This window comes from Nocardia sp. NPDC004604 (assembly GCF_040609795.1).
Classification (GTDB): domain Bacteria; phylum Actinomycetota; class Actinomycetes; order Mycobacteriales; family Mycobacteriaceae; genus Nocardia.
The window spans coordinates 21,360-38,423 of the sequence record NZ_JBEXLC010000026.1 but is presented as its reverse complement, the minus strand read 5'-3'; the positions used below and the strand labels follow the sequence as shown (position 1 = coordinate 38,423).

Here is a 17,064-nt window from a genome sequence, read left to right as displayed (position 1 = left end):
AGATGCGGCGCTGAGTCGATGGTTGAGCGGACCGATTGTTTCGATTCGGTCGGCGCGCGGAAACCGTGAGCGTGGTTGTGGCGCTGGTGGTTTCATATGTGGCTGGGAATGTTGAGGACGCGGCGGGGTTCGGCGTGCATGAAGTCCTGCATCGAGCGGGACGGGACCGAGCTCGAGCACGCCTGGGAGCGCTCCAGATCAGGCCGCGAGAAAGCGCAGCGCACGGGCTTCGGCCGAATTCGGTTGGTGCTGAGCGCTTCTCGCTTGTGCCGCGGGCAGTTGCCAAGTCCGGTCGCTGGGGCCGGGAGTTCGGCGCGCCGATGCCTTCGCCGCCTTCTTGGTGACCATTCCGGCCGTGAACACCCGCCGCGGCACCGCGACAGTCTATTTTCCGACGTTCGCCGACTTGACCTCAACGAGAATCACGTTTACTTCGCCCGCCAGCAACTCCCAGGCGTGATCGAAAGCGTCTTCCTGCCAGACGACCGCACCGGGGTTCAGATCCACGATCTGCGTCGCCCCATCCGCCCAGGTCACTTTCTGTCGCCCGGAGCCGAGGTTGACCACCAGCATCGGCTGGTGCGAGTGCATCGCACTTTCCCAACCGTGCGATGCGCGCGCATGGATCACCCGAACGTGTTCATTCTCGAACAAGACTTGGTGCGCATCGGGATCCACGATCGTTGCATGCTGGGGCTTCTGAGCTGAGGTAGGGGTCGAAATACTCATTGCAGGCTCCTATCTGCCGGGTTGTTCGCACGACCTTGGCGCTGGCTGCATCACCGGATCGGTCCGGTGATCGCGGAGTGGGCCACTGGCGGTCGCATGGATCTGTCCTTCCGAGCGCCATCGTCGCCATCCGATCTCGCTGGTTCCGCCAGGTCGGCTGCTAAACAATAACCATGAGGAGTTGTAAAAAACAACCTCCATGAGTGGCTATTTTGAATCGAAGCAGAGGGGGGTAGCCCTGCCGACCGGCCGTAGCCATCAGGGCTCGCATGGGATGGCGCGGGCTCTCAACGTCGCCGGACGATCAATGGCAACGAGTTGTGAAAAGCAACTAATATGAGTGGCAGTTTCGGATCAGAGTGGACGAGAAGGGAGTAACCATGCCGACCAGCCGTAGCTATCGGGACTCATGTGGGATAGCTCGGGCTCTGGACGTCGTCGGGGAGCGCTGGGCGCTGCTGGTTGTCCGGGAGCTGCTCTTGGTGCCTCAACGCTTCTCCGAGCTGCGGCACGCTCTGCCCAACGCCAGCTCGAACCTGCTTGCCGATCGACTTCGAGAACTCGAACATCACGGGGTGATCCGTCGCCGCAAACTGGCCTCAACGGCAGGCCCGCAGGTCTACGAACTGACAGAGTGGGGTCGGAAGCTGGAACCGATCGTCCTGGCCCTGGGCGATTGGGGGATCGATGCCCCCAACCCCCCAGAGCCCACCTCACTCAGTGCCACTTCGGTGCTGATCTTCCTGCGAGGTGCCGATCGTCCCGACCCGGCGGCGCCGCCGATCGTTTGTCGCCTCGATCTCGACGGCTCGGTCTGGACGGTCTGCGTAGAGGCTGGAAAGGTTCAGGTGCAGAGCGGTGAACCCGCCACGGCGGACATCTCGCTTCGCACGGACCCCAAGACGCTCGGCAGCCTGCTGGCCGATCCGGCCTCGCTCGACGCTGCGCTCGCCGACGGGAGCGTGGCCCTTGTGGGCGACCTTCCAGCCCTCAACCGGCTGCTATACGGGGGTTAGCGCGCCCTACCGCTCACGACTACGCCAAATCCGTTGCCTTCTCGGTGATTACCACCGAGATCTCGAAAGTTCGGGAACATCGCTTGACGTCTGTAGCTAATTGGATTAGCTTTATGGCTATCAGCATTAGCTACTCACGCTTTGGAGTTCGACATGACCGAGTACCTGACCATCGACGGTGGACAGATCGCCTACGAAGTGGCTGGCAACGGCCCGCTGGTGGTGCTGTCGCACGGGATCGGTGACCGTCGCCAGGCTTATCGGTTGCTGGCGCCGAAGCTGGTAGCGGAGGGCTTTCGGGTCGCATCGGCCGACCTGCGTGGGCACGGGGAATCCAGCATGAACTGGACCTCCCATGACGGCAGTGCGGCCATCTCCCGCACTGATATCGCGGGTGATCTGCTCGCCCTGATCCGCCACCTCGGCGGGCCCGCGGTCATCATCGGCCACTCCATTTCCGGTGGTGCCGCCACCATCGCTGCCGCGCAATCGCCCGAACTCGTCAGCGGCATCATCGAACTCAACCCGTTCACCAAGACCCAGCAGTTCTACGCCGGTGCGATGTTCACCGTCGCGCGCTACCGCAAGGGCATGACTCGGCTGCTGGGCGCGATGATGTTCAAAAGCCTCGGGCTGTGGATGAGCTACCTGAATGTCGCCTACCCGATCAAGCCCGCCGACTACGACCAGTACATGGCCGAGCTGGCGCAGCTGCTGGGTGAACCGGGCCGGTTCGCGGAGTTCCTGAAGACCGGCAAGTCCACTCCCGCCGACGCCGAAGCGCAGCTGCCCAACCTCAGCGTGCCCGCACTGATCGTCATGGGTACCGCCGACCCCGACTTCCCGGACCCCAAGGCCGAGGGCGATGCCATTGTGGCGCTCATGCCCGAGGGCCTGGGCCACGTCGAATTGTCCGAGGGCTCCGGGCATTACCCGCACGCGGACGCGCCCGACCGGATCGCCGAACTCGCCCTGGCCTTCCTGCGAGAGCATGCCCGTGCCTAGGGTCGGGCTCACCAAGGCCGACGTCGTTCGAGCGGGCGCGGAGCTCGCCGACGACGTCGGCTACGGCAATCTCGCGATGGCGCCGCTGGCCCAACGGCTGGGTGTTCGAACGCCTTCGCTCTACAAGCACGTCGCCAACCTGGCCGACCTGCAACACGGCATTGCGGTCCTGGCCATGACCGAACTCGACCGCGAGATCCGCGATGCCATGCACGGACTCTCCGGCGTCGACGCCCTGGCGGCCTTCGCCCGCGCATTCCGCGCGTATGTGATCGCCCATCCCGGCCGGTATACCGCCACCATCGGCGCCGAGTTCGAGGGCGCCGATGATCCGTTGCTGGAACCCAGTACTCGCCTGTTGGATTCGATGGCGGCGGTATTGCGCGGATACCACATTCCGGAGGCCGAAATGGATCACGCGCTACGCGCACTGCGCTGCGCGTTCCATGGGTTTGCATCCCTGCAGGCCTCCCAAGGCTTCCAATGGACCGGTGACCCGGAGGTCAGCTTCGATTGGATGATCGACTTCATCGATCGCGGATTGCGCGCCGATCGGTGAGCTCATCGATTCCGGTGCGAGCTCGGTGTGGCCTTGGCGGTTCAGTCCACCAGGTCCGGGATCGGCTGTGGTTCAGGCTGATTCGGCGCGCAGGGATTCGATATCGGCGCGTAGCTGGTCGAGGAGTTTTTCGGGGGAGTCGAAGTCGGTGGGGTCGATCGGTGTGCCGAAGCGAATGGTGACCGGATGCGAGCGGTCGAAGCCGCGATGCTCGCCGCCCTTGGTGCGGAGGGGTAGGACATTGTCGGTGCCGGTGGTGGCGACCGGAATGATCGGAACACCGGTTGCCAGCGCGAGTTTCGCGACGCCGGGCTTGTACGGTTCGGATTCGCCCGGCGGCACGCATCGGCCCTCGGGGTAGATGAGCATCACGCCACCGTGGCGCAGAATCCACTCGGCGTGCGCGAGGGCCTGCTGCCCGGATTGGGGGTCGCGTCGTACCACGGGCACATGTCCGAGCCGCCGCACCAACCAGCCCACCATCGGCCACGACCACAACTCCGCCATGGCCACCGCCATCGCTCGCCGCCGCAACGCGCCCCACAGGAATACCGCATCGAGCATCGAAATGTGATTGCTGGCCACCAGAACCGGCCCGCGGGCCGGAACGACCTCCCGGTTCACCACGGTCACGCGAACGAACCGCGACCAGGCGAGAAATCGCAGCAGGCGGCGCACCACCTTGGTCGTGAGCCAGGCACGCTTACCCAACCCGACCGGGCGACGCCGACCGCGACCAGGATCGGACGATGACGCATTGTCTGTCATATTCGCTGCCCCGTGTACTGCCGCGCCCATCGCGTCGGCCTTCAATAGCCAGACTATGGCATGGGCCCGACAAACTCCGTCACGTTCAATACTTGCTGGTGCACAGCCTTTTTTGCGCGATACTGGCACAGATATCGGGCTCGAGTACACCGGCAGTCGGGAAGCCGAAATTGTCAGTGGTGCCGGGTATCCTGATCGCAGAACATATCCGTGGGGGAGGTTTTGATGTTGGTAATGATGGCCGTGGTCTTCGTACTCGCGGGCGCCGTACTCGTCCAGTTCTACCCGATCGCCGCCGCCGTGGCATTCGCGGTCGCCGCCGCACTCGTCGGAGTCTCGCTCGTGCGTTTCCTGCGCCAACGCCGCCGTGCCGAACTGTGGACCGCCAGCGCCCGCACCCGCGGCGCAGCCGCCGCAGGCGGCGTCGGCCTGAGTTCCTACATCAACGGTGGCGGTTGCAGCGGCAGCGATTCGGGAAGCGGCGACTCCGGCTGCGGCGGTGGTGGCGGTTGCAGCGGCGGAGGCTGTGGTGGAAGCGGTTGCGGCGGCAGCTGATCGGGTCACCGGCAGGCCGCGGCGATGCCGTCGAGCCAGTCGCGGATCGCCTTTCGTTGTTCGGGGGGTGAACGGGGATTCCAGTTCGGCTTCGCGGCGGTTCACGGCGATGCGGGCCTCGGCCAAGCGAGTGCGGCCGAAGGCTGCCTTCGTACTCGTCGCACTACGCACCCGTAGCCGAGTTTCGATCCACGACTACTCGCCCTGCGCATGTTCGGTGGCGGCAAAGCGGCACTCGGATTGCTGCTGTTCGCCATGACCGCGGCCGGTTTCTACAGCGCGTTCTATTTGCAGGGCGCACGCGGCTTCTCCCCGCTGCAGGCGGGCTCGACCAGCTCGCCGGCGGCGCGGCGTGATCGTCGGCGGGCCGCTCGGCTGGGACGGGTGTCAGCCGACGGCTGTGCCCGTGCAGGTCGCGATGAGGGTTGCGACTTGACGCGGTCGCAGTGCGGTGGTGTCGATGACGTGGGCTTCTCGGCTGTGCCATGAGCGGGCGGCGTCGTAGTCGTCGAGGTGTTCCAGCCGCCATTGTGAATTCGGTTTGCTGGGATCGGTTCGGATGCGGCGCAGGAGTTCGTCGTGATCGGCGTGCAGAACGAAGTGATGCAGTGGGACGCTGGCCTTTTCGAGCCCGGCGCGGATTTCTTGCCAGTATTGGTGGACGAGGACCGACTGAGGCACGATCAGAGTGCCGCCGACGTAGTCGAGGATCTGCATCGCCGCAGCCACAACCAGTCCGCGCCAGGGTTGCCAGTCCTGGAAGTCCCGGACGATCTCGGAGGCGAGGACGTGGCGGAGCATGAGCCCGACCTCCTCGGTGTCGAAGATCCGCGATCCGGGGAGTAGTGCGGTCAATTCTCCTGCTGTCGTGGTCTTTCCGGCTCCGAAGGTTCCGTTCAGCCAGATGATCATGCTTCGAACGTATCGGGTTGGTGCGAGATGGGGGTCGAGGAACAGATCCGGCGCGAGTGAGCTGCCTCGGTGAACAGCGTTGGCCGGCGGGTGATTTCATGTTGCGGTGACGGATGAGGGTTTCGGCTGGTTCGGGTCGTGAGCGTCCCCGGCCCAGGTCGCAGCCGCAGCCGCAGCCGCGGACGCCGTAACCCCGCACGCCGCTGTCCGCCGCCAGATGTCATGGCGCAGTTGCGGAGTGGTGAGCTGCGGTGCGTCAGGCATGTGGCGGATCGTGGCGTCGCGACTCTGCTGGATTGTTGACCCAACGTCGTTCGGGGTCAGCGGCGGTCTCCTTGCTGCGGGTTCGCGCTACTCGTGTTCGGCAGCGCCTAGCGTGACGGATTGACGGCGCGTGTGCGCTGCTCGTGATCCAGTCCCGGACGGTGCTGCTTACGGTGTTGCAGAGCGCGGACCGTCATTGTTCCTGCGGCGATGAGCACGGCAGCAATTGCGGCGAACACGATCTGCGGCCGATCCAAGGTGTTGTCACCGGCGAGCAGATACCAAGCGATATTGATCAGCCAATGTCCGATCGACGCGACCAGCACACGCTGGCCGAAACTCCCGTTGCCCAGGTATCCGAGCACGATGGCGTACGCCATCACCGAGACGAAGAAGCAGGCCGCGGTCACCGGGCCCGCCGCGAATACCTGGACATGCCACAGTGCCCAGGTCACCCCGGTCGCACAAATTGCCGCGAACCTGGTCATTCGAGATTCCAGTATCGGCTGCATCAGGCCCCGCCAACCGATCTCCTCGCCGCCCGCGCCGAGGAGTTGGAGCAGCACGAACACTGCGAAAGGAAGACCTCCGACTGCCGCGGGACCGACAACGGCGGTGCCTGATACGACAGCCGCCATCGTGCTCAACAGGCAGAAGAACACGCAAGCCGTGACCACCGCCGCGACACTCGCGCCTACTCGCCGGGAGGAGACTGCTGTGGGCAGCAGTCCGGCGACGGTCGTCCTGAACGTCAGCCAGGTTGCCAGCACGCCCAGCGCCGGGCCGAACTGGACCAGTGACAGCGCCGACGGGTCAATGCCCGAATGAGGTTGCACCACAAGTAAGACACTCGAGGCGGCAAGGGTGGACAGCACGTAGACGGCGAGTGTGGCCCAGACCCTTGCAGTGGTCGGTGACTGCATTGCGGGGCCGGGCTGGGTGCTGCTGGTATCGGTGAGGCTCACGCTACTTACCTTGTCCGTCGATATCCGCCCGCGCATCGCCCAAAGGTCCAGATCATCTGTGGTACTGGGGTACTAGGCGCGACCGGTCTCCGCGGGGCAGGCAAACTCCAGCCCGCAGTGGTCGACATGGCGAGCGCAGCGAGTGCTCCACGACTGGACATGGACGCAACGATTGCCACCGAGGGTCGCGCCTTGCGGAGCGCCGCCGCGTAGTTCGCATGGGTCACGGTGATCGTGGCGAGGTATATCCGCACCGCGTCGGCCGATCGCATACTGCTCGGCGTCGGAAGTATCCGAACCCGACCCATCGGCCGACCTCCGACCGCTACCGCAGATGGTTTCCCGAGTCGCACCGGCATGAAAGAGGTATCACGCCAGGACGAATCCGAGGCCGCACATAGTGTGCGGCTATATGCGGTAATCGCTGAGCGCCGGATTTCTCGAACATGTTCCTCGACCCCGAGGTCTGCTCGGACTGCTGGCCTAGGTCCAGTTGTGCGGCGACGCGCCGAAGTCGAGTGGCTTGTCGCGAATGTACACCGCGTCGACTTCGGCAGGGCTGAGCCGCAGCTGCGGGCCGACCGCTGATCAGGGAGGTCATCCCGAAAGACTGGTGACGTAGCGGTACTGCGGCCGTGCAGTATTCGTCGTTCGTGGGCTGGCGCTGCTGGTCGATCTCTCAGCGGGGTCCCGGTTCGTTTGCGGCGGGGGATGCTGGTGAATTGCAGCGGGTTCCTGACGAATTCCGGCGTCGTTGGTCCCGCTCGGGCGCTCGTTCGGCGGTGAATCCCGGCGGGGTTGTCTTGATGCCGTCCGGGTAGGGCACGCGGGGGCCACTTGCCTGTCGGAGTAGTGCGAGGGCTTCCTCGGCGGGGGACCTGGCGGGGGTTGTGCACACGATCAGTACTTGTTCCGGGGCGCGGGCGATCGACAGGGTCTGCTGTGTCACTGTCACCGTGCCGACGACGGGATGGTGCAGTTGGTAGGACGCGGCGTCGCAGGGTATTACGCGGTGGTCACCCCAGAGCGCGACGAACTCGGGGCTTTTCATCGTCAGCTCGCCGATCAGTTCCGCGAGCAGCGGGTCATCCGGGTGCTTGCCGACGGCGATGCGCAGGTTGCCGACTACCGCGCGGGCCTTGCGCTTCCAGTCCGTGTACAGCTCGCGGCAGTGCGGGTCCAGAAACAGCATCCGGCTCATATTCGGCCGCAGCGCCGGGTCCTCCGGGCTGCGGAAGTCCAGGTGCCCGGCCAGCAGGGCATGCCCGAGTGTGTTCCATGCCAGCACGTCGGTACGCCGGCCGAGCACCATCGCCGGGACGCCGTCGACGACGCGCAACAGATCGCGCGTGTCGTCGGCGAGTTTCTCGGGCCGTGGACGGCGCCCTCGGGGCGTGCGGCGGGCGGCATTGGCGAGCCGGTCGAGGTGTTGGCGCTCGTGGTCGTCGAGCAGCAGAGCGCGGGCGATCGCGTCGAGTACCTCGGCCGAGGCCCCGCGGGACAGTCCTTGCTCCAACCGCGTGTAGTACGAGACGCTAACGCCCGCCAGCTGGGCCAGCTCCTCGCGACGCAGCCCGGCCACCCGCCTGCGAGGTCCGGTTTCGCGCAGGCCGAGGTCCTCCGGTCGTAGCCGCGCCCGTCGGGCTTGGAGGAAATCGCCGAGTGGTCCGGGTCCGTCCATTTCTCCAGTATCCGGAGGGCGGCCCGACCGCAGCCACACCCTGCCAGGGGTAGGACAACGCGGGAGTGGTTCGTGCGAATCCTCGTGGACAGACTCGATCACATCGGGCCACGTGCCCCGAATCCGAGGACGGATCACATGGAGCAGATCACCCTGGGCGACGTCACCGTCACCCGCATCAAAGAGTTCTACGGTTCGGTCGAGATGACTCCGGGCCAGTTCTTTCCGGACAGCCCTGACGGCTCGTGGGACGAGCATCGCGGCGAGCTGGCTCCGGACTTCTGGAACCCGGAGACCGACGAGTGTCACTCGGCCGTCCAGTCCTGGCTGTTGCGCAGCGAGGGCCGCACGATCCTCATCGACACCGGCGTGGGCAACCACAAGGATCGGCCCTACGCGCCGGTGTGGAGCCGCCTGGATACGAACTATCTCGACAATCTCGCGGCCGCCGGCGTTCGGCCCGAAGATGTCGACATCGTGGTCAACACCCACCTGCACATCGACCATGTCGGCTGGAACACCCGACTCGACGGCCGAACCTGGGTGCCGACCTTCCCGAACGCCACCTATCTGATGACGCGACGGGACTTCGAGTTCTGGGACCCGGCCAACGGATACAAACCCGTGCTGGGCCGCGGCAACCAGAACGTTTTCGAGGACAGCGTTATCCCGGTCCACCAGGCGAGGCAGACCTGCCTGTGGGACGGGTCGTACCGGATCGACAAGAACTTGCGGCTCGATCTGGCTCCTGGTCACACTCCTGGCTCGTCCGTGCTCACCTTGCAGTCCGGCGGCGATCGGGCTCTGTTCGTCGGGGATCTGGTGCACACCGCGCTGCAGATCGTGGAGCCGGAAACCAACTCCTGCTTCTGTGAGGACCCGGCCGAGTCCCGGGCAACCCGGCACAAGCTGCTCGGCCGCGCCGCCGAAAGCAACGCGCTCGTCTTCCCCGCGCATTTCGGCGGTTCGGGCGCTGTGGAGGTCGAGCGCAATGGGTCGAAGTTCGCGATCAAGGGCTGGGCGGGCTTCTCCCGCATCGCCTGATCCCAGAAAGGAAGCATTCCCGTGTCCCAGCACATATACCCGGTTGTCGAAACACCGGCGGGTTCCGTACGCGGACGCCGCGACGGATTCGGTGAGCTCTACCGCGCCATCCCCTACGCGGCGGCCCCGACCGGCCCGGCCCGCTTCGCTCCACCCGCGCCGCACCCGGGCTGGCCCGGCGTCCGCGACGGCACGCAGCCATCGCCCACGGCCCCCCAGCCGGCCCGCAACTTCGGCCGCCTCGACATGACCCCTTACTTCGGGCCCGGCTGGGTACGAGGCGAGGAGTACCTGACCGTCGACGTCCGTACCCCTGCCGCCGACACCGGCAGACGCCCCGTCATGGTGTTCGTGCACGGCGGCGGGTTCGTCACCGGCTCGACCCGCGCCGCGCTCTACGACGGCAGCGCCTTCGCCCGCGACGGCGTCGTCCTCGTGACAGTGAACTACCGCCTCGGTATCCCCGGTTTCCTCGACCTGGCGGGCGCGCCACCCAACCGCGGGCTGCTCGACGTGCTCGCCGCACTCAACTGGGTGCGGGACACGGTCGCAGTGTTCGGCGGTGACCCGGAAAATGTCACGATCTTCGGACAGTCCGCGGGAGCCACGCTCACAGGTGCGCTACTCGCGACACCGGAGGCGAAAGGTCTGTTCCGGCGGGCGATCATCCAAAGTGGCAGCGGCACAGGTGCTTTCATTCCGGAACAGGCGCAGCGGGTCACCGCTGCGGCGGCCGCCGCGCTGGGGGTCGAACCGACCGCCGAGGCGTTCGCCGCGATCCCGGACGAGCGCTTCCTGGAGATCCTGCCCGCATTGGGCGGCCTCGACCTTCGCACCAGCACCGCCACGGACCCGCTGGTCGGGCTCAGCCCGTTCAGCCTGGTCCTGCCGGTCCAGCCCGCCGACGGACTCGCCGACGGCCCCGCCGCCGACGTCGACCTGCTCATCGGCACCAACACCGAAGAGGGGCACCTCTACCTCGTACCGCAAGGCAACCTGGAGCCCTCCACGGAGGCCGACGTGCTCGCCATCGCCGCACGGGTGCACGCGGACCCGATCACCGCCATCGCCGCGCACCGCGCAGCACGGCCCGATGCGACAACGGGCGAACTACGCTCCGCCATGCTCGGGGAGGCCCTGTTCGGGGCCGGAACGGCGCGCATGGCGCAGGCCCACGCGCGGATCTCGGGCGGCCGCACACACGTCTACTCGTTCGGGTACCGCTCGACAGCCCTGAACGGACGACTCGGAGCCGCCCACACCGTCGAGCTGCCTTTCGTGTTCGACATCGCCGACAAGCCGTGCCTGCACAGCGACACGGCCCTGCTCGGCCCCGGCCCCGCCCCGGCCGGTCTCGCGGCCCAGATGCACGACGCCTGGATCGCGTTCGCCAGAACCGGGGACCCGGGGTGGTCCACCTACGATCCGCAACGACCAGTGGTGCAGATCCTCGGAGGCTGATCCTGCTGACCGGACCGAAGAGGCCGACGACGTGAAAGCAGAGGCGGACGCCGAGCGCACTGGAAAGCGGCACCGGCAGTTCGTCCGGGACCGGCTCGGCGTGAAGTACACGCCGGCGGCGGTGCGCGCGGTGACCGAGGCAGCGATTCGCAAGGTCGGCACCATGTGGCCACCGCATGCCGCAGGTCAACCGGATGCGGGCCGTAGATTGTTCGTGAGCAGGCCGAGGGTGAACTCGAAGCGGTCGGGTCCGGTGCCGGAGATCAGCTCGGCGGCGTGGCGTCGAGTGTGTGGGAATTTCTCGGCGGGCAGTGCGGTGAAGCGGTCCAACAACTCCTCGTGGCTGAGTACCCATTCCTGATCCTGGTGCCGGCGCCGTTGCTGGACCAGCGACTGCTCCAGTGCGTAGGCGCTGACGTAGAGGGACAGCGCGTCGCGGGTCCATCCGGCCGTCCTCGGTTCGATGCCACCCGCGAGCAGGATCGCCAGGATTCCTTCGCCGACCCGCAGCGTTTCCAGGTTGGTCGACACCATGGCCAGCGCGGCCCGCGAGACCCCAGGGTATTTCAGATACAGGTCGCGGATCTGCGTGTACACCCCGAGCAACTGCTCACGCCAGGCAGCCGGGTCCGGTTCGGGGAGCACGACCTCGGCGTAGAGCCTGCCGATCAGCAAATCGTCGATGTCGTCCTTGTTGACGATGTGCGCGTAGAGCGACGACGGACCGGTGCCCAGCGCGGCGGCGACCCGGCGGATGGTCAGCGCGTCGTAGCCCTCGGTGGCGACGACCTCCAGGGCGGCGTCGGTGATCCGTTCGACGGTGATGGGCTTCTTGCGTGGTGCCGACACGGCAGCCTCGGCTGCGGGTTGGGCGTGGCGAGCTGCGCGGCGTTGGCGGGGATCGGCGGACATACCGGCCACTATAGCTTGACACGATCTAAGTTCGTTGGATAGAACTAAGATCGTCATAACGAACTAAGTTCGTTTTCTTGTTTCGATGTTGCAGGAGTGCGTGATGCGAGTTTCCGTTGTCGGAGCCGGTCTGGGAGGTCTGGCTCTCGCGCAGGGTCTGCGTGGTGCCGGGATCGAGGTCGACGTGTTCGAGCGCGACCCGGGGATCGTCGCGCGGTTCCAGGGCTACCGGCTCGTGCTGGACCCGACCGGTTTCCAGGCGGTGCGCGACTGCCTGCCGACGCGCTGGTACCCGCTGCTCGACGAGATCGTCATGGACGCCTCCGCCGAGCAGCTGATCCTGGACCCGTGGCTGAACGAGATCGGCAGGCTCGGCGCGGGCCGGACCGGCATCGTCGTCGACCGGCAGGTGCTGCGACACCTGTTGCTGACCGGTCTCACCGTACACACCGATGCCGCGCTGACCGGCTACGACGTGCTGGCCGACGGCAATGTCCAAGCCCAGTTCGCCCGCCGCGACCCGGCCACCGCCGACCTACTCGTCGGCGCGGACGGCGTCACCTCCGCGGTCCGCGGAGTGTTGTCGCCGCAGACCACCCCGACCGACACCGGCGTCCGGTTCGTCATCGGCCGCACCCCGCTGACCGACGAGTTCGCCAGCCTGTCCAAGGCCTACGGCTCGAAGATCACGGGCGACGGCGTCAGCCTGCTGCTCGGCGCGATGCGCTTCCGTACCCCGCCGAAGCAGGCCGCCGAACAACTGGCCCCCGAAGTCACGCTGCCCGACATCGGCGACTACGTGCGCTGGGCCATGATCCTGCCGCCGAACGGCTCGCTGGAGGACCTGACCGCGCAAGACGCCGTGCTGTCCAGGATGGAAGGTTGGCACCCGGAGCTGCGCGCGCTGATCGAGCAGGCCGACCCGGACAACAGCACGCTGCTCTCGATCCGGGTGGTCAAGCCCGGTGCGCGCTGGGCGTCCGGCCCGGTCACGCTGCTCGGCGACGCGATCCACGCCACCTCCCCCACCGGCGGCAACGGCGCGAACACCGCGCTACGCGATGCCGACCTGCTGCGCCGGTGCCTGATCGACGCCGACGAAGGCCACCGCGATCTGCGTAACGCGGTCGACGACTACGAGCGGCAGATGTTCGAATACGGCGCCGAGGCCGTGCGCAGCAGCCTCGAGAAACTGCCCGCCTTCGCCCCCGAAGCGAAACTGTCCTGAGGCCGAAACTCACCTTGCGCGACCGACCGGACCCGCCCGGTCGTGGACATATCCGGTAATGGCTGACGACTCCATCTAGAGGCCGAGTTTGGTGACGGCGTTGTCTTCCAAAGGGTTCGCGGTGCGGATGTAGTTGTGCACAGTGCGCGGGTTGGACCAGCGACCCTGCCGCATGATTTCGCGGTCGCTGGCGCCGCCGAGTGCGGCTTGGGTGGCGAATCCGGCGCGCAGGGAGTGACCGGAGAACAGGTCCGGATCGAGTCCGGCGCGGGCCGCATAGCGTTTGACGAGTTCGGCGATGGCGCGCCCGGACATCGGTTCGGTGCCGATGCCGCCGTGGCGGGTGATGGTCGGAAACAAAGGGAGCGCGGCGTTTTCGGCGAGTGCGGTGCCCCGGTAGCCATGGCAGCGGTGAATCTGCGGGGATATCGCGGGGGTGTCGTCGAGCCAGGCCCGCACATCGCCGCGTGCGCAGTGAACTTCGAGCAGCTGGATCCAGTCGGCGAACGCGCAGACGGGGCAGGTGTGTGGACGCTGGCCGCGGGGGAGTGCGACGCGCTGTTCGGTGATGCCGGTGGGGTCGGTTTTGGTGGTCGGGAGTTGTACGAGCAGCAGCGGCTCACCGGTGCCGTGGTCGAGATCCACCCGCACATCGGCGATCCGCAATCCGGCGAGTTCGCTGCGGCGCAACGCTCCTGCGAATCCGACGAGCAATGCCAGGGTGTCGCGGCGGCGCGCGGGTTCGGTGGGCCACCGCGGTTCGGGCAGTCCGGCGAGCAACTGTTCGAGGGTGTGCAACAGCACCGGGCGCTTGCGCTTTGGCTGTGTGCGGCGGGTCCGGCGGATACCGCGCAAGGTCAGGCGGACCACATCGGAGCGGGTGGGCGATGGTAATCCGTTGGCGGCGTGGACCGCCGCGATTGCTGCCGATTTGCGTTCGAGGGTGGCCGCGCTGAACGCCCAACGCTGCGATCCATCGTCACTGTGACGCAACGCATCCGCTGCCGCGGCCAGATACACCGCGACATCGAGCGGGTCCGCGGGCAGTGCCTGCCGCCCTTCCGTGGCACACCATCCCGCCCATGCGATCCAATCGGTTCGATACGCCCGCAACGTATTCGCCGATTGCGACGCCTCCAGATACCGGCGCAATGCCCCGGCCTGCTCATCATCGAACCGCTCCCGCACCAACCGCAGTGCGACCGCATCCACCAGCACACTGCGCACCCCGCGCCGCAACTCCGTACGCACCGACTCCGGCACCGCGACCACCGCATCGCCCACTCGCTCGCTCCCATCTGCCCCGGCTCGAAGTTCGACAGCCAAAGCCTATGCGTTCTGCGGCGATTCCCGTCCGGTCGCGACACGCATCAGTCCCGCAGCGCCAGCAGTCGCTGTGCACCATCGAACAGATAGGACTCCGCGACGCGCGCGGCGGTCAGCGCGGCGAGGGCGGTGGCCGCGAGCAGCATGTACATGACCACGATCTGGTAGCGGATGGCGGTGAGCGGGTCGACGCCAGCGAGGATGAGTCCGGTCATGGCGCCGGGCAAACTGATCAGGCCGACGACCTTGGTCGCGTCGATGGTCGGGATCAGTGCGGTGCGCAATGCGGATCGGCGATGCGGCAGGAAGGCTTCGCGCGCCGAAAGGCCCAGGCACAGTCGGGCTTCGATGGCGGGGCGCGCATTGCGGGCGTCCTCATGGAGTCGGCGCAGCGCGATGCCGGTGGCCTGCATCGAGGCGGAAACGATCATGCCGCCGACCGGGACGACGACTCGGGCCTGTGTCGAGATGACACCGAGCAGGATGAGTGCGCCGAGCGTAATGGTCGAGCCGATGCCGACGCCGATGGTGGCGGCCCGGCGCGCTCGCGGCAGACCTTTGCCGCGTCGGCCCGCCACCTGTCCGGCGATCAGCACCATGAGGACAACCCACGCGAGTGCGCCCGGTAGTCCGGTGTGCCGGAACAGGATCAGTAATATGGCGCCGACGGCCACCAACTGGGCCGCGGCGCGGGTGGCGGCGATGAGCAGTTCGCGGGTCAGGTGCAGTTGCTGGCGGTAAGCGATTGCGGCGGCCACTGCGACCAGCACGAGCGAGGTCGCGACACCGGGCCAGCCGGGTATGGAAAGCTGTTCTGTCACTGGGGTTTCCGTTCATCGCCGGGGGACAGGTGCCCGTCTCGCAGGGTCCAGATGTCGTCGGCAACGTCGGTTACGAAGGTGGTGTCGTGGCTGACCAGGATGACACCGCCGCCGCCCGCCGTGTGCTCGCGAATGAGAGCGCCGACCGCCGCCGCGGATTCCGCATCGAGGGCAGAGGTCGGCTCGTCGAGCAACAACACCTCGGGTTCGACGGCGAGCGCTCGAGCCAGGCACACTCGCTGCGCCTGGCCGCCGGACAACTCGAGACAGCGTCGGTCGCGGAAGTCCGGCAAGCCGACGCGGGCGAGCAGCATGTCCAGGCGATCGGACGCGAGATCGGCCCGGCCGACTCGAATCTCCTCGGCGACGGTATCGGTGAGCAGCGTGGGGTGCTGTGGCACCAGCCCGACACGTCGACGCAGATCCGGGGCGTGGAACCGGGTGATCGGGACGTCATCGAGAAGAATCCGGCCGCCGCTCGGTTCGTCGAGCCGATTGAGCAGCCGCAGCAGCGTGGTCTTCCCCGTGCCGCTCGGGCCGACCACCGCCGCACATCGACCCGCGGGAAACGTCGCGGTGATAGCGCTGAGTATCGGCGCATCCCCGTGACTCGCACTGACCGCATCCAGACTGATATTCGGCACCGTCCCACCATTCCCTATCTGTGGCAGCGGTGTCCGGTCGGAGCCGACGAGCGGCGACTGTGCGGGTCGCGCTGGGGGCCGTGATTGCCGGGCAAGGCGGCGACTGTGCTCTCGAACATGTATCGACTTGCGGGTGGTGAGTGCTGGACGACCACGAAATGCTGGCGCATGCCTGTCGATGTGACGTGCGCCACTGTCCGTGGGTGTCACAAAGCGGTTTGGACCGGCGTCTTGTGCGTGACACAGTTCGATAGTGAACAGATAGGAGCAACCGATGAGCGAGCGCAGGGATCCCGCTACCGAGGCATTCCTCGCCCACCGCAACCTGCTCTTCACCGTCGCCTACGAGATACTGGGCTCGGCCGCCGATGCCGAAGATGTCCTGCAGGAGACCTGGTTGCGGTGGGTGGATGTCGATCTCGACACGGTGCGGGATCATCGTGCCTACCTGGTCCGGATCACCACCCGCCAGGCGCTCACCCGGCTGCGCACGCTCGGTCGTCGCAAAGAGTCCTACGTCGGTCCCTGGTTGCCCGAGCCGCTGCTCACCACACCCGACGTGGCCGAGGATGTCGAACTGGCCGACAGCGTCTCGATGGCGATGCTGCTGGTACTGGAGACACTCGCGCCGACCGAGCGGGCGGTATTCGTACTTCGCGAGGTCTTCGATCTGGCCTACGACGAAATCGCCGAAGCCGTCGACAAAACCCCCGCCGCGGTCCGTCAGATCGCCCATCGGGCACGCGCACACGTCGCCGCACGACGACCACGCGGGACCGTCTCCCCGGCCGAGACCCGCGGCGCGCTGGACGCATTCCGACGGGCGATCGAAACGGGTGATCTGCAAAGCCTGTTCGACATGCTCGCGCCGGATGTCGTACTGCTGGGTGACGGTGGCGGAGTCGTGCAGGCCGTGGTGCGACCCGTCGTGGGGGCGGCCCGGGTGGCTCGCTTGCTGGCGGTCGGCTTGCCCAAAGTCAGCGGCGCGGTGTCGGTCGAGCCGGCACAGATCAATGGCTGCCCGGCGCTGATCATCCGGATCGACGGGGAGATCGACAATGTCGTAGCGGCGCGGATCGACGACGGCCTGATCACCGGGCTCTACATCGTGCGCAATCCCGAGAAACTGTCGCGTGTGGAACGGGAGACCATGGTGAGCCGCTGAGTCCGAAGC

The 17,064-nt window shown here is 66.7% G+C and carries 18 protein-coding genes; 8 read left to right on the top strand and 10 right to left on the bottom strand.

The features are described 5' to 3' along the window. Nucleotides 1-198: 198 nt before the first annotated feature. Together ABZW16_RS12395 and ABZW16_RS12390 are read right to left on the bottom strand one after the other, a co-directional pair. Nucleotides 199-375, bottom strand: coding sequence for a hypothetical protein (locus tag ABZW16_RS12395; protein WP_354955101.1), 177 nt, complete (start codon nt 373-375; stop codon nt 199-201). 9 nt (nt 376-384) lie between these two features. Beyond that, nucleotides 385-729 carry a hypothetical protein gene (locus ABZW16_RS12390; protein WP_354955099.1) on the bottom strand — a complete coding sequence of 115 codons (345 nt, stop codon included), beginning with the start codon at nt 727-729 and terminating at the stop codon, nt 385-387. Nucleotides 730-1,109: 380 nt separating this feature from the next. On the opposite strand from ABZW16_RS12390, the gene ABZW16_RS12385 reads away from it, so the two are divergent. From ABZW16_RS12385 to ABZW16_RS12375, 3 genes are all read left to right on the top strand, one after another. Further along, the gene (locus tag ABZW16_RS12385; RefSeq protein ID WP_354955097.1) at nt 1,110-1,745 is read left to right on the top strand and encodes a winged helix-turn-helix transcriptional regulator; all 636 of its coding nucleotides are present in this window, start codon (nt 1,110-1,112) and stop codon (nt 1,743-1,745) included. A 153-nt stretch (nt 1,746-1,898) separates the two neighbouring features. Continuing rightward, complete coding sequence (locus tag ABZW16_RS12380) at nt 1,899-2,750, top strand: alpha/beta hydrolase (RefSeq protein ID WP_354955095.1); 852 nt, start codon at nt 1,899-1,901, stop codon at nt 2,748-2,750. Continuing rightward, the gene (locus tag ABZW16_RS12375; protein ID WP_354955093.1) at nt 2,737-3,309 is read left to right on the top strand and encodes a WHG domain-containing protein; all 573 of its coding nucleotides are present in this window, start codon (nt 2,737-2,739) and stop codon (nt 3,307-3,309) included. The genes ABZW16_RS12380 and ABZW16_RS12375 overlap by 14 nt, the downstream gene beginning before the upstream one ends. Before the next feature lie 72 nt (nt 3,310-3,381). Here ABZW16_RS12375 and ABZW16_RS12370 read toward each other — a convergent pair whose 3' ends face one another. Continuing rightward, nucleotides 3,382-4,077, bottom strand: a complete 696-nt coding sequence (locus ABZW16_RS12370) for a lysophospholipid acyltransferase family protein (protein ID WP_354955091.1) — start codon at nt 4,075-4,077, stop codon at nt 3,382-3,384. Nucleotides 4,078-4,302: 225 nt separating this feature from the next. Between ABZW16_RS12370 and ABZW16_RS12365 the strand changes: the two genes are divergently transcribed. Then, nucleotides 4,303-4,632, top strand: a complete 330-nt coding sequence (locus ABZW16_RS12365) for a hypothetical protein (protein ID WP_354955089.1) — start codon at nt 4,303-4,305, stop codon at nt 4,630-4,632. Nucleotides 4,633-5,019: 387 nt separating this feature from the next. Here ABZW16_RS12365 and ABZW16_RS12360 read toward each other — a convergent pair whose 3' ends face one another. The 3 genes from ABZW16_RS12360 to ABZW16_RS12350 all read right to left on the bottom strand — a co-directional run bounded on the left by ABZW16_RS12360 (nt 5,020) and on the right by ABZW16_RS12350 (nt 8,454). Continuing rightward, entirely contained in the window at nt 5,020-5,544 is a 525-nt protein-coding gene (locus ABZW16_RS12360; protein ID WP_354955087.1) for an AAA family ATPase, read from the bottom strand. A gap of 371 nt (nt 5,545-5,915) precedes the next feature. Continuing rightward, nucleotides 5,916-6,773 (bottom strand): type II CAAX endopeptidase family protein, encoded by an 858-nt coding sequence (locus tag ABZW16_RS12355; RefSeq protein ID WP_354955085.1) that lies wholly within the window; start codon nt 6,771-6,773, stop codon nt 5,916-5,918. 679 nt (nt 6,774-7,452) lie between these two features. After that, nucleotides 7,453-8,454, bottom strand: coding sequence for a helix-turn-helix transcriptional regulator (locus ABZW16_RS12350; RefSeq protein ID WP_354955084.1), 1,002 nt, complete (start codon nt 8,452-8,454; stop codon nt 7,453-7,455). 138 nt (nt 8,455-8,592) lie between these two features. Here ABZW16_RS12350 and ABZW16_RS12345 point away from each other — a divergent pair, with 138 nt between their 5' ends. Both ABZW16_RS12345 and ABZW16_RS12340 read left to right on the top strand, forming a co-directional pair. Beyond that, entirely contained in the window at nt 8,593-9,498 is a 906-nt protein-coding gene (locus ABZW16_RS12345; RefSeq protein ID WP_354955082.1) for an MBL fold metallo-hydrolase, read from the top strand. A gap of 21 nt (nt 9,499-9,519) precedes the next feature. Then, the gene (locus ABZW16_RS12340; RefSeq protein WP_354955080.1) at nt 9,520-10,959 is read left to right on the top strand and encodes a carboxylesterase family protein; all 1,440 of its coding nucleotides are present in this window, start codon (nt 9,520-9,522) and stop codon (nt 10,957-10,959) included. 186 nt (nt 10,960-11,145) lie between these two features. On the opposite strand, the gene ABZW16_RS12335 is transcribed toward ABZW16_RS12340, so the two are convergent. After that, nucleotides 11,146-11,871: a helix-turn-helix domain-containing protein gene (locus ABZW16_RS12335; RefSeq protein WP_354955078.1), complete on the bottom strand. Its 726-nt coding sequence runs from the start codon at nt 11,869-11,871 to the stop codon at nt 11,146-11,148. Between the two features lie 103 nt (nt 11,872-11,974). Between ABZW16_RS12335 and ABZW16_RS12330 the strand changes: the two genes are divergently transcribed. Next, nucleotides 11,975-13,099 (top strand): FAD-dependent monooxygenase, encoded by a 1,125-nt coding sequence (locus tag ABZW16_RS12330; RefSeq protein ID WP_354955076.1) that lies wholly within the window; start codon nt 11,975-11,977, stop codon nt 13,097-13,099. Nucleotides 13,100-13,174: 75 nt separating this feature from the next. Here ABZW16_RS12330 and ABZW16_RS12325 read toward each other — a convergent pair whose 3' ends face one another. The 3 genes from ABZW16_RS12325 to ABZW16_RS12315 form a co-directional block, all read right to left on the bottom strand. Further along, the gene (locus tag ABZW16_RS12325) at nt 13,175-14,383 is read right to left on the bottom strand and encodes a site-specific integrase (RefSeq protein ID WP_354955074.1); all 1,209 of its coding nucleotides are present in this window, start codon (nt 14,381-14,383) and stop codon (nt 13,175-13,177) included. 86 nt (nt 14,384-14,469) lie between these two features. Continuing rightward, entirely contained in the window at nt 14,470-15,246 is a 777-nt protein-coding gene (fetB, locus tag ABZW16_RS12320) for an iron export ABC transporter permease subunit FetB (protein ID WP_354955072.1), read from the bottom strand. Continuing rightward, on the bottom strand, nt 15,243-15,890 hold the full coding sequence (locus tag ABZW16_RS12315; protein ID WP_354955070.1) for an ABC transporter ATP-binding protein: 648 nt from the start codon (nt 15,888-15,890) through the stop codon (nt 15,243-15,245). Before ABZW16_RS12315 ends, fetB begins: the two co-directional genes overlap by 4 nt. 274 nt (nt 15,891-16,164) lie before the next feature. Here ABZW16_RS12315 and ABZW16_RS12310 point away from each other — a divergent pair, with 274 nt between their 5' ends. Beyond that, nucleotides 16,165-17,055: an RNA polymerase sigma-70 factor gene (locus ABZW16_RS12310; protein WP_354955068.1), complete on the top strand. Its 891-nt coding sequence runs from the start codon at nt 16,165-16,167 to the stop codon at nt 17,053-17,055. Nucleotides 17,056-17,064: the final 9 nt, after the last annotated feature.

Bases quoted from the DNA above. Each gene is read 5' to 3' on its own strand.
- ABZW16_RS12345 (WP_354955082.1), top strand. From the start codon at position 8,593: ATGGAGCAGATCACCCTGGGCGACGTCACCGTCACCCGCATCAAAGAG.
- ABZW16_RS12375 (WP_354955093.1), top strand. From the start codon at position 2,737: ATGCCCGTGCCTAGGGTCGGGCTCACCAAGGCCGACGTCGTTCGAGCG.
- ABZW16_RS12360 (WP_354955087.1), bottom strand. From the start codon at position 5,544: ATGATCATCTGGCTGAACGGAACCTTCGGAGCCGGAAAGACCACGACA.
- ABZW16_RS12380 (WP_354955095.1), top strand. From the start codon at position 1,899: ATGACCGAGTACCTGACCATCGACGGTGGACAGATCGCCTACGAAGTG.
- ABZW16_RS12390 (WP_354955099.1), bottom strand. From the start codon at position 729: ATGAGTATTTCGACCCCTACCTCAGCTCAGAAGCCCCAGCATGCAACG.
- ABZW16_RS12335 (WP_354955078.1), bottom strand. From the start codon at position 11,871: ATGTCCGCCGATCCCCGCCAACGCCGCGCAGCTCGCCACGCCCAACCC.
- ABZW16_RS12330 (WP_354955076.1), top strand. From the start codon at position 11,975: ATGCGAGTTTCCGTTGTCGGAGCCGGTCTGGGAGGTCTGGCTCTCGCG.
- ABZW16_RS12365 (WP_354955089.1), top strand. From the start codon at position 4,303: ATGTTGGTAATGATGGCCGTGGTCTTCGTACTCGCGGGCGCCGTACTC.
- ABZW16_RS12310 (WP_354955068.1), top strand. From the start codon at position 16,165: ATGAGCGAGCGCAGGGATCCCGCTACCGAGGCATTCCTCGCCCACCGC.
- ABZW16_RS12350 (WP_354955084.1), bottom strand. From the start codon at position 8,454: ATGGACGGACCCGGACCACTCGGCGATTTCCTCCAAGCCCGACGGGCG.
- ABZW16_RS12385 (WP_354955097.1), top strand. From the start codon at position 1,110: ATGCCGACCAGCCGTAGCTATCGGGACTCATGTGGGATAGCTCGGGCT.
- ABZW16_RS12370 (WP_354955091.1), bottom strand. From the start codon at position 4,077: ATGACAGACAATGCGTCATCGTCCGATCCTGGTCGCGGTCGGCGTCGC.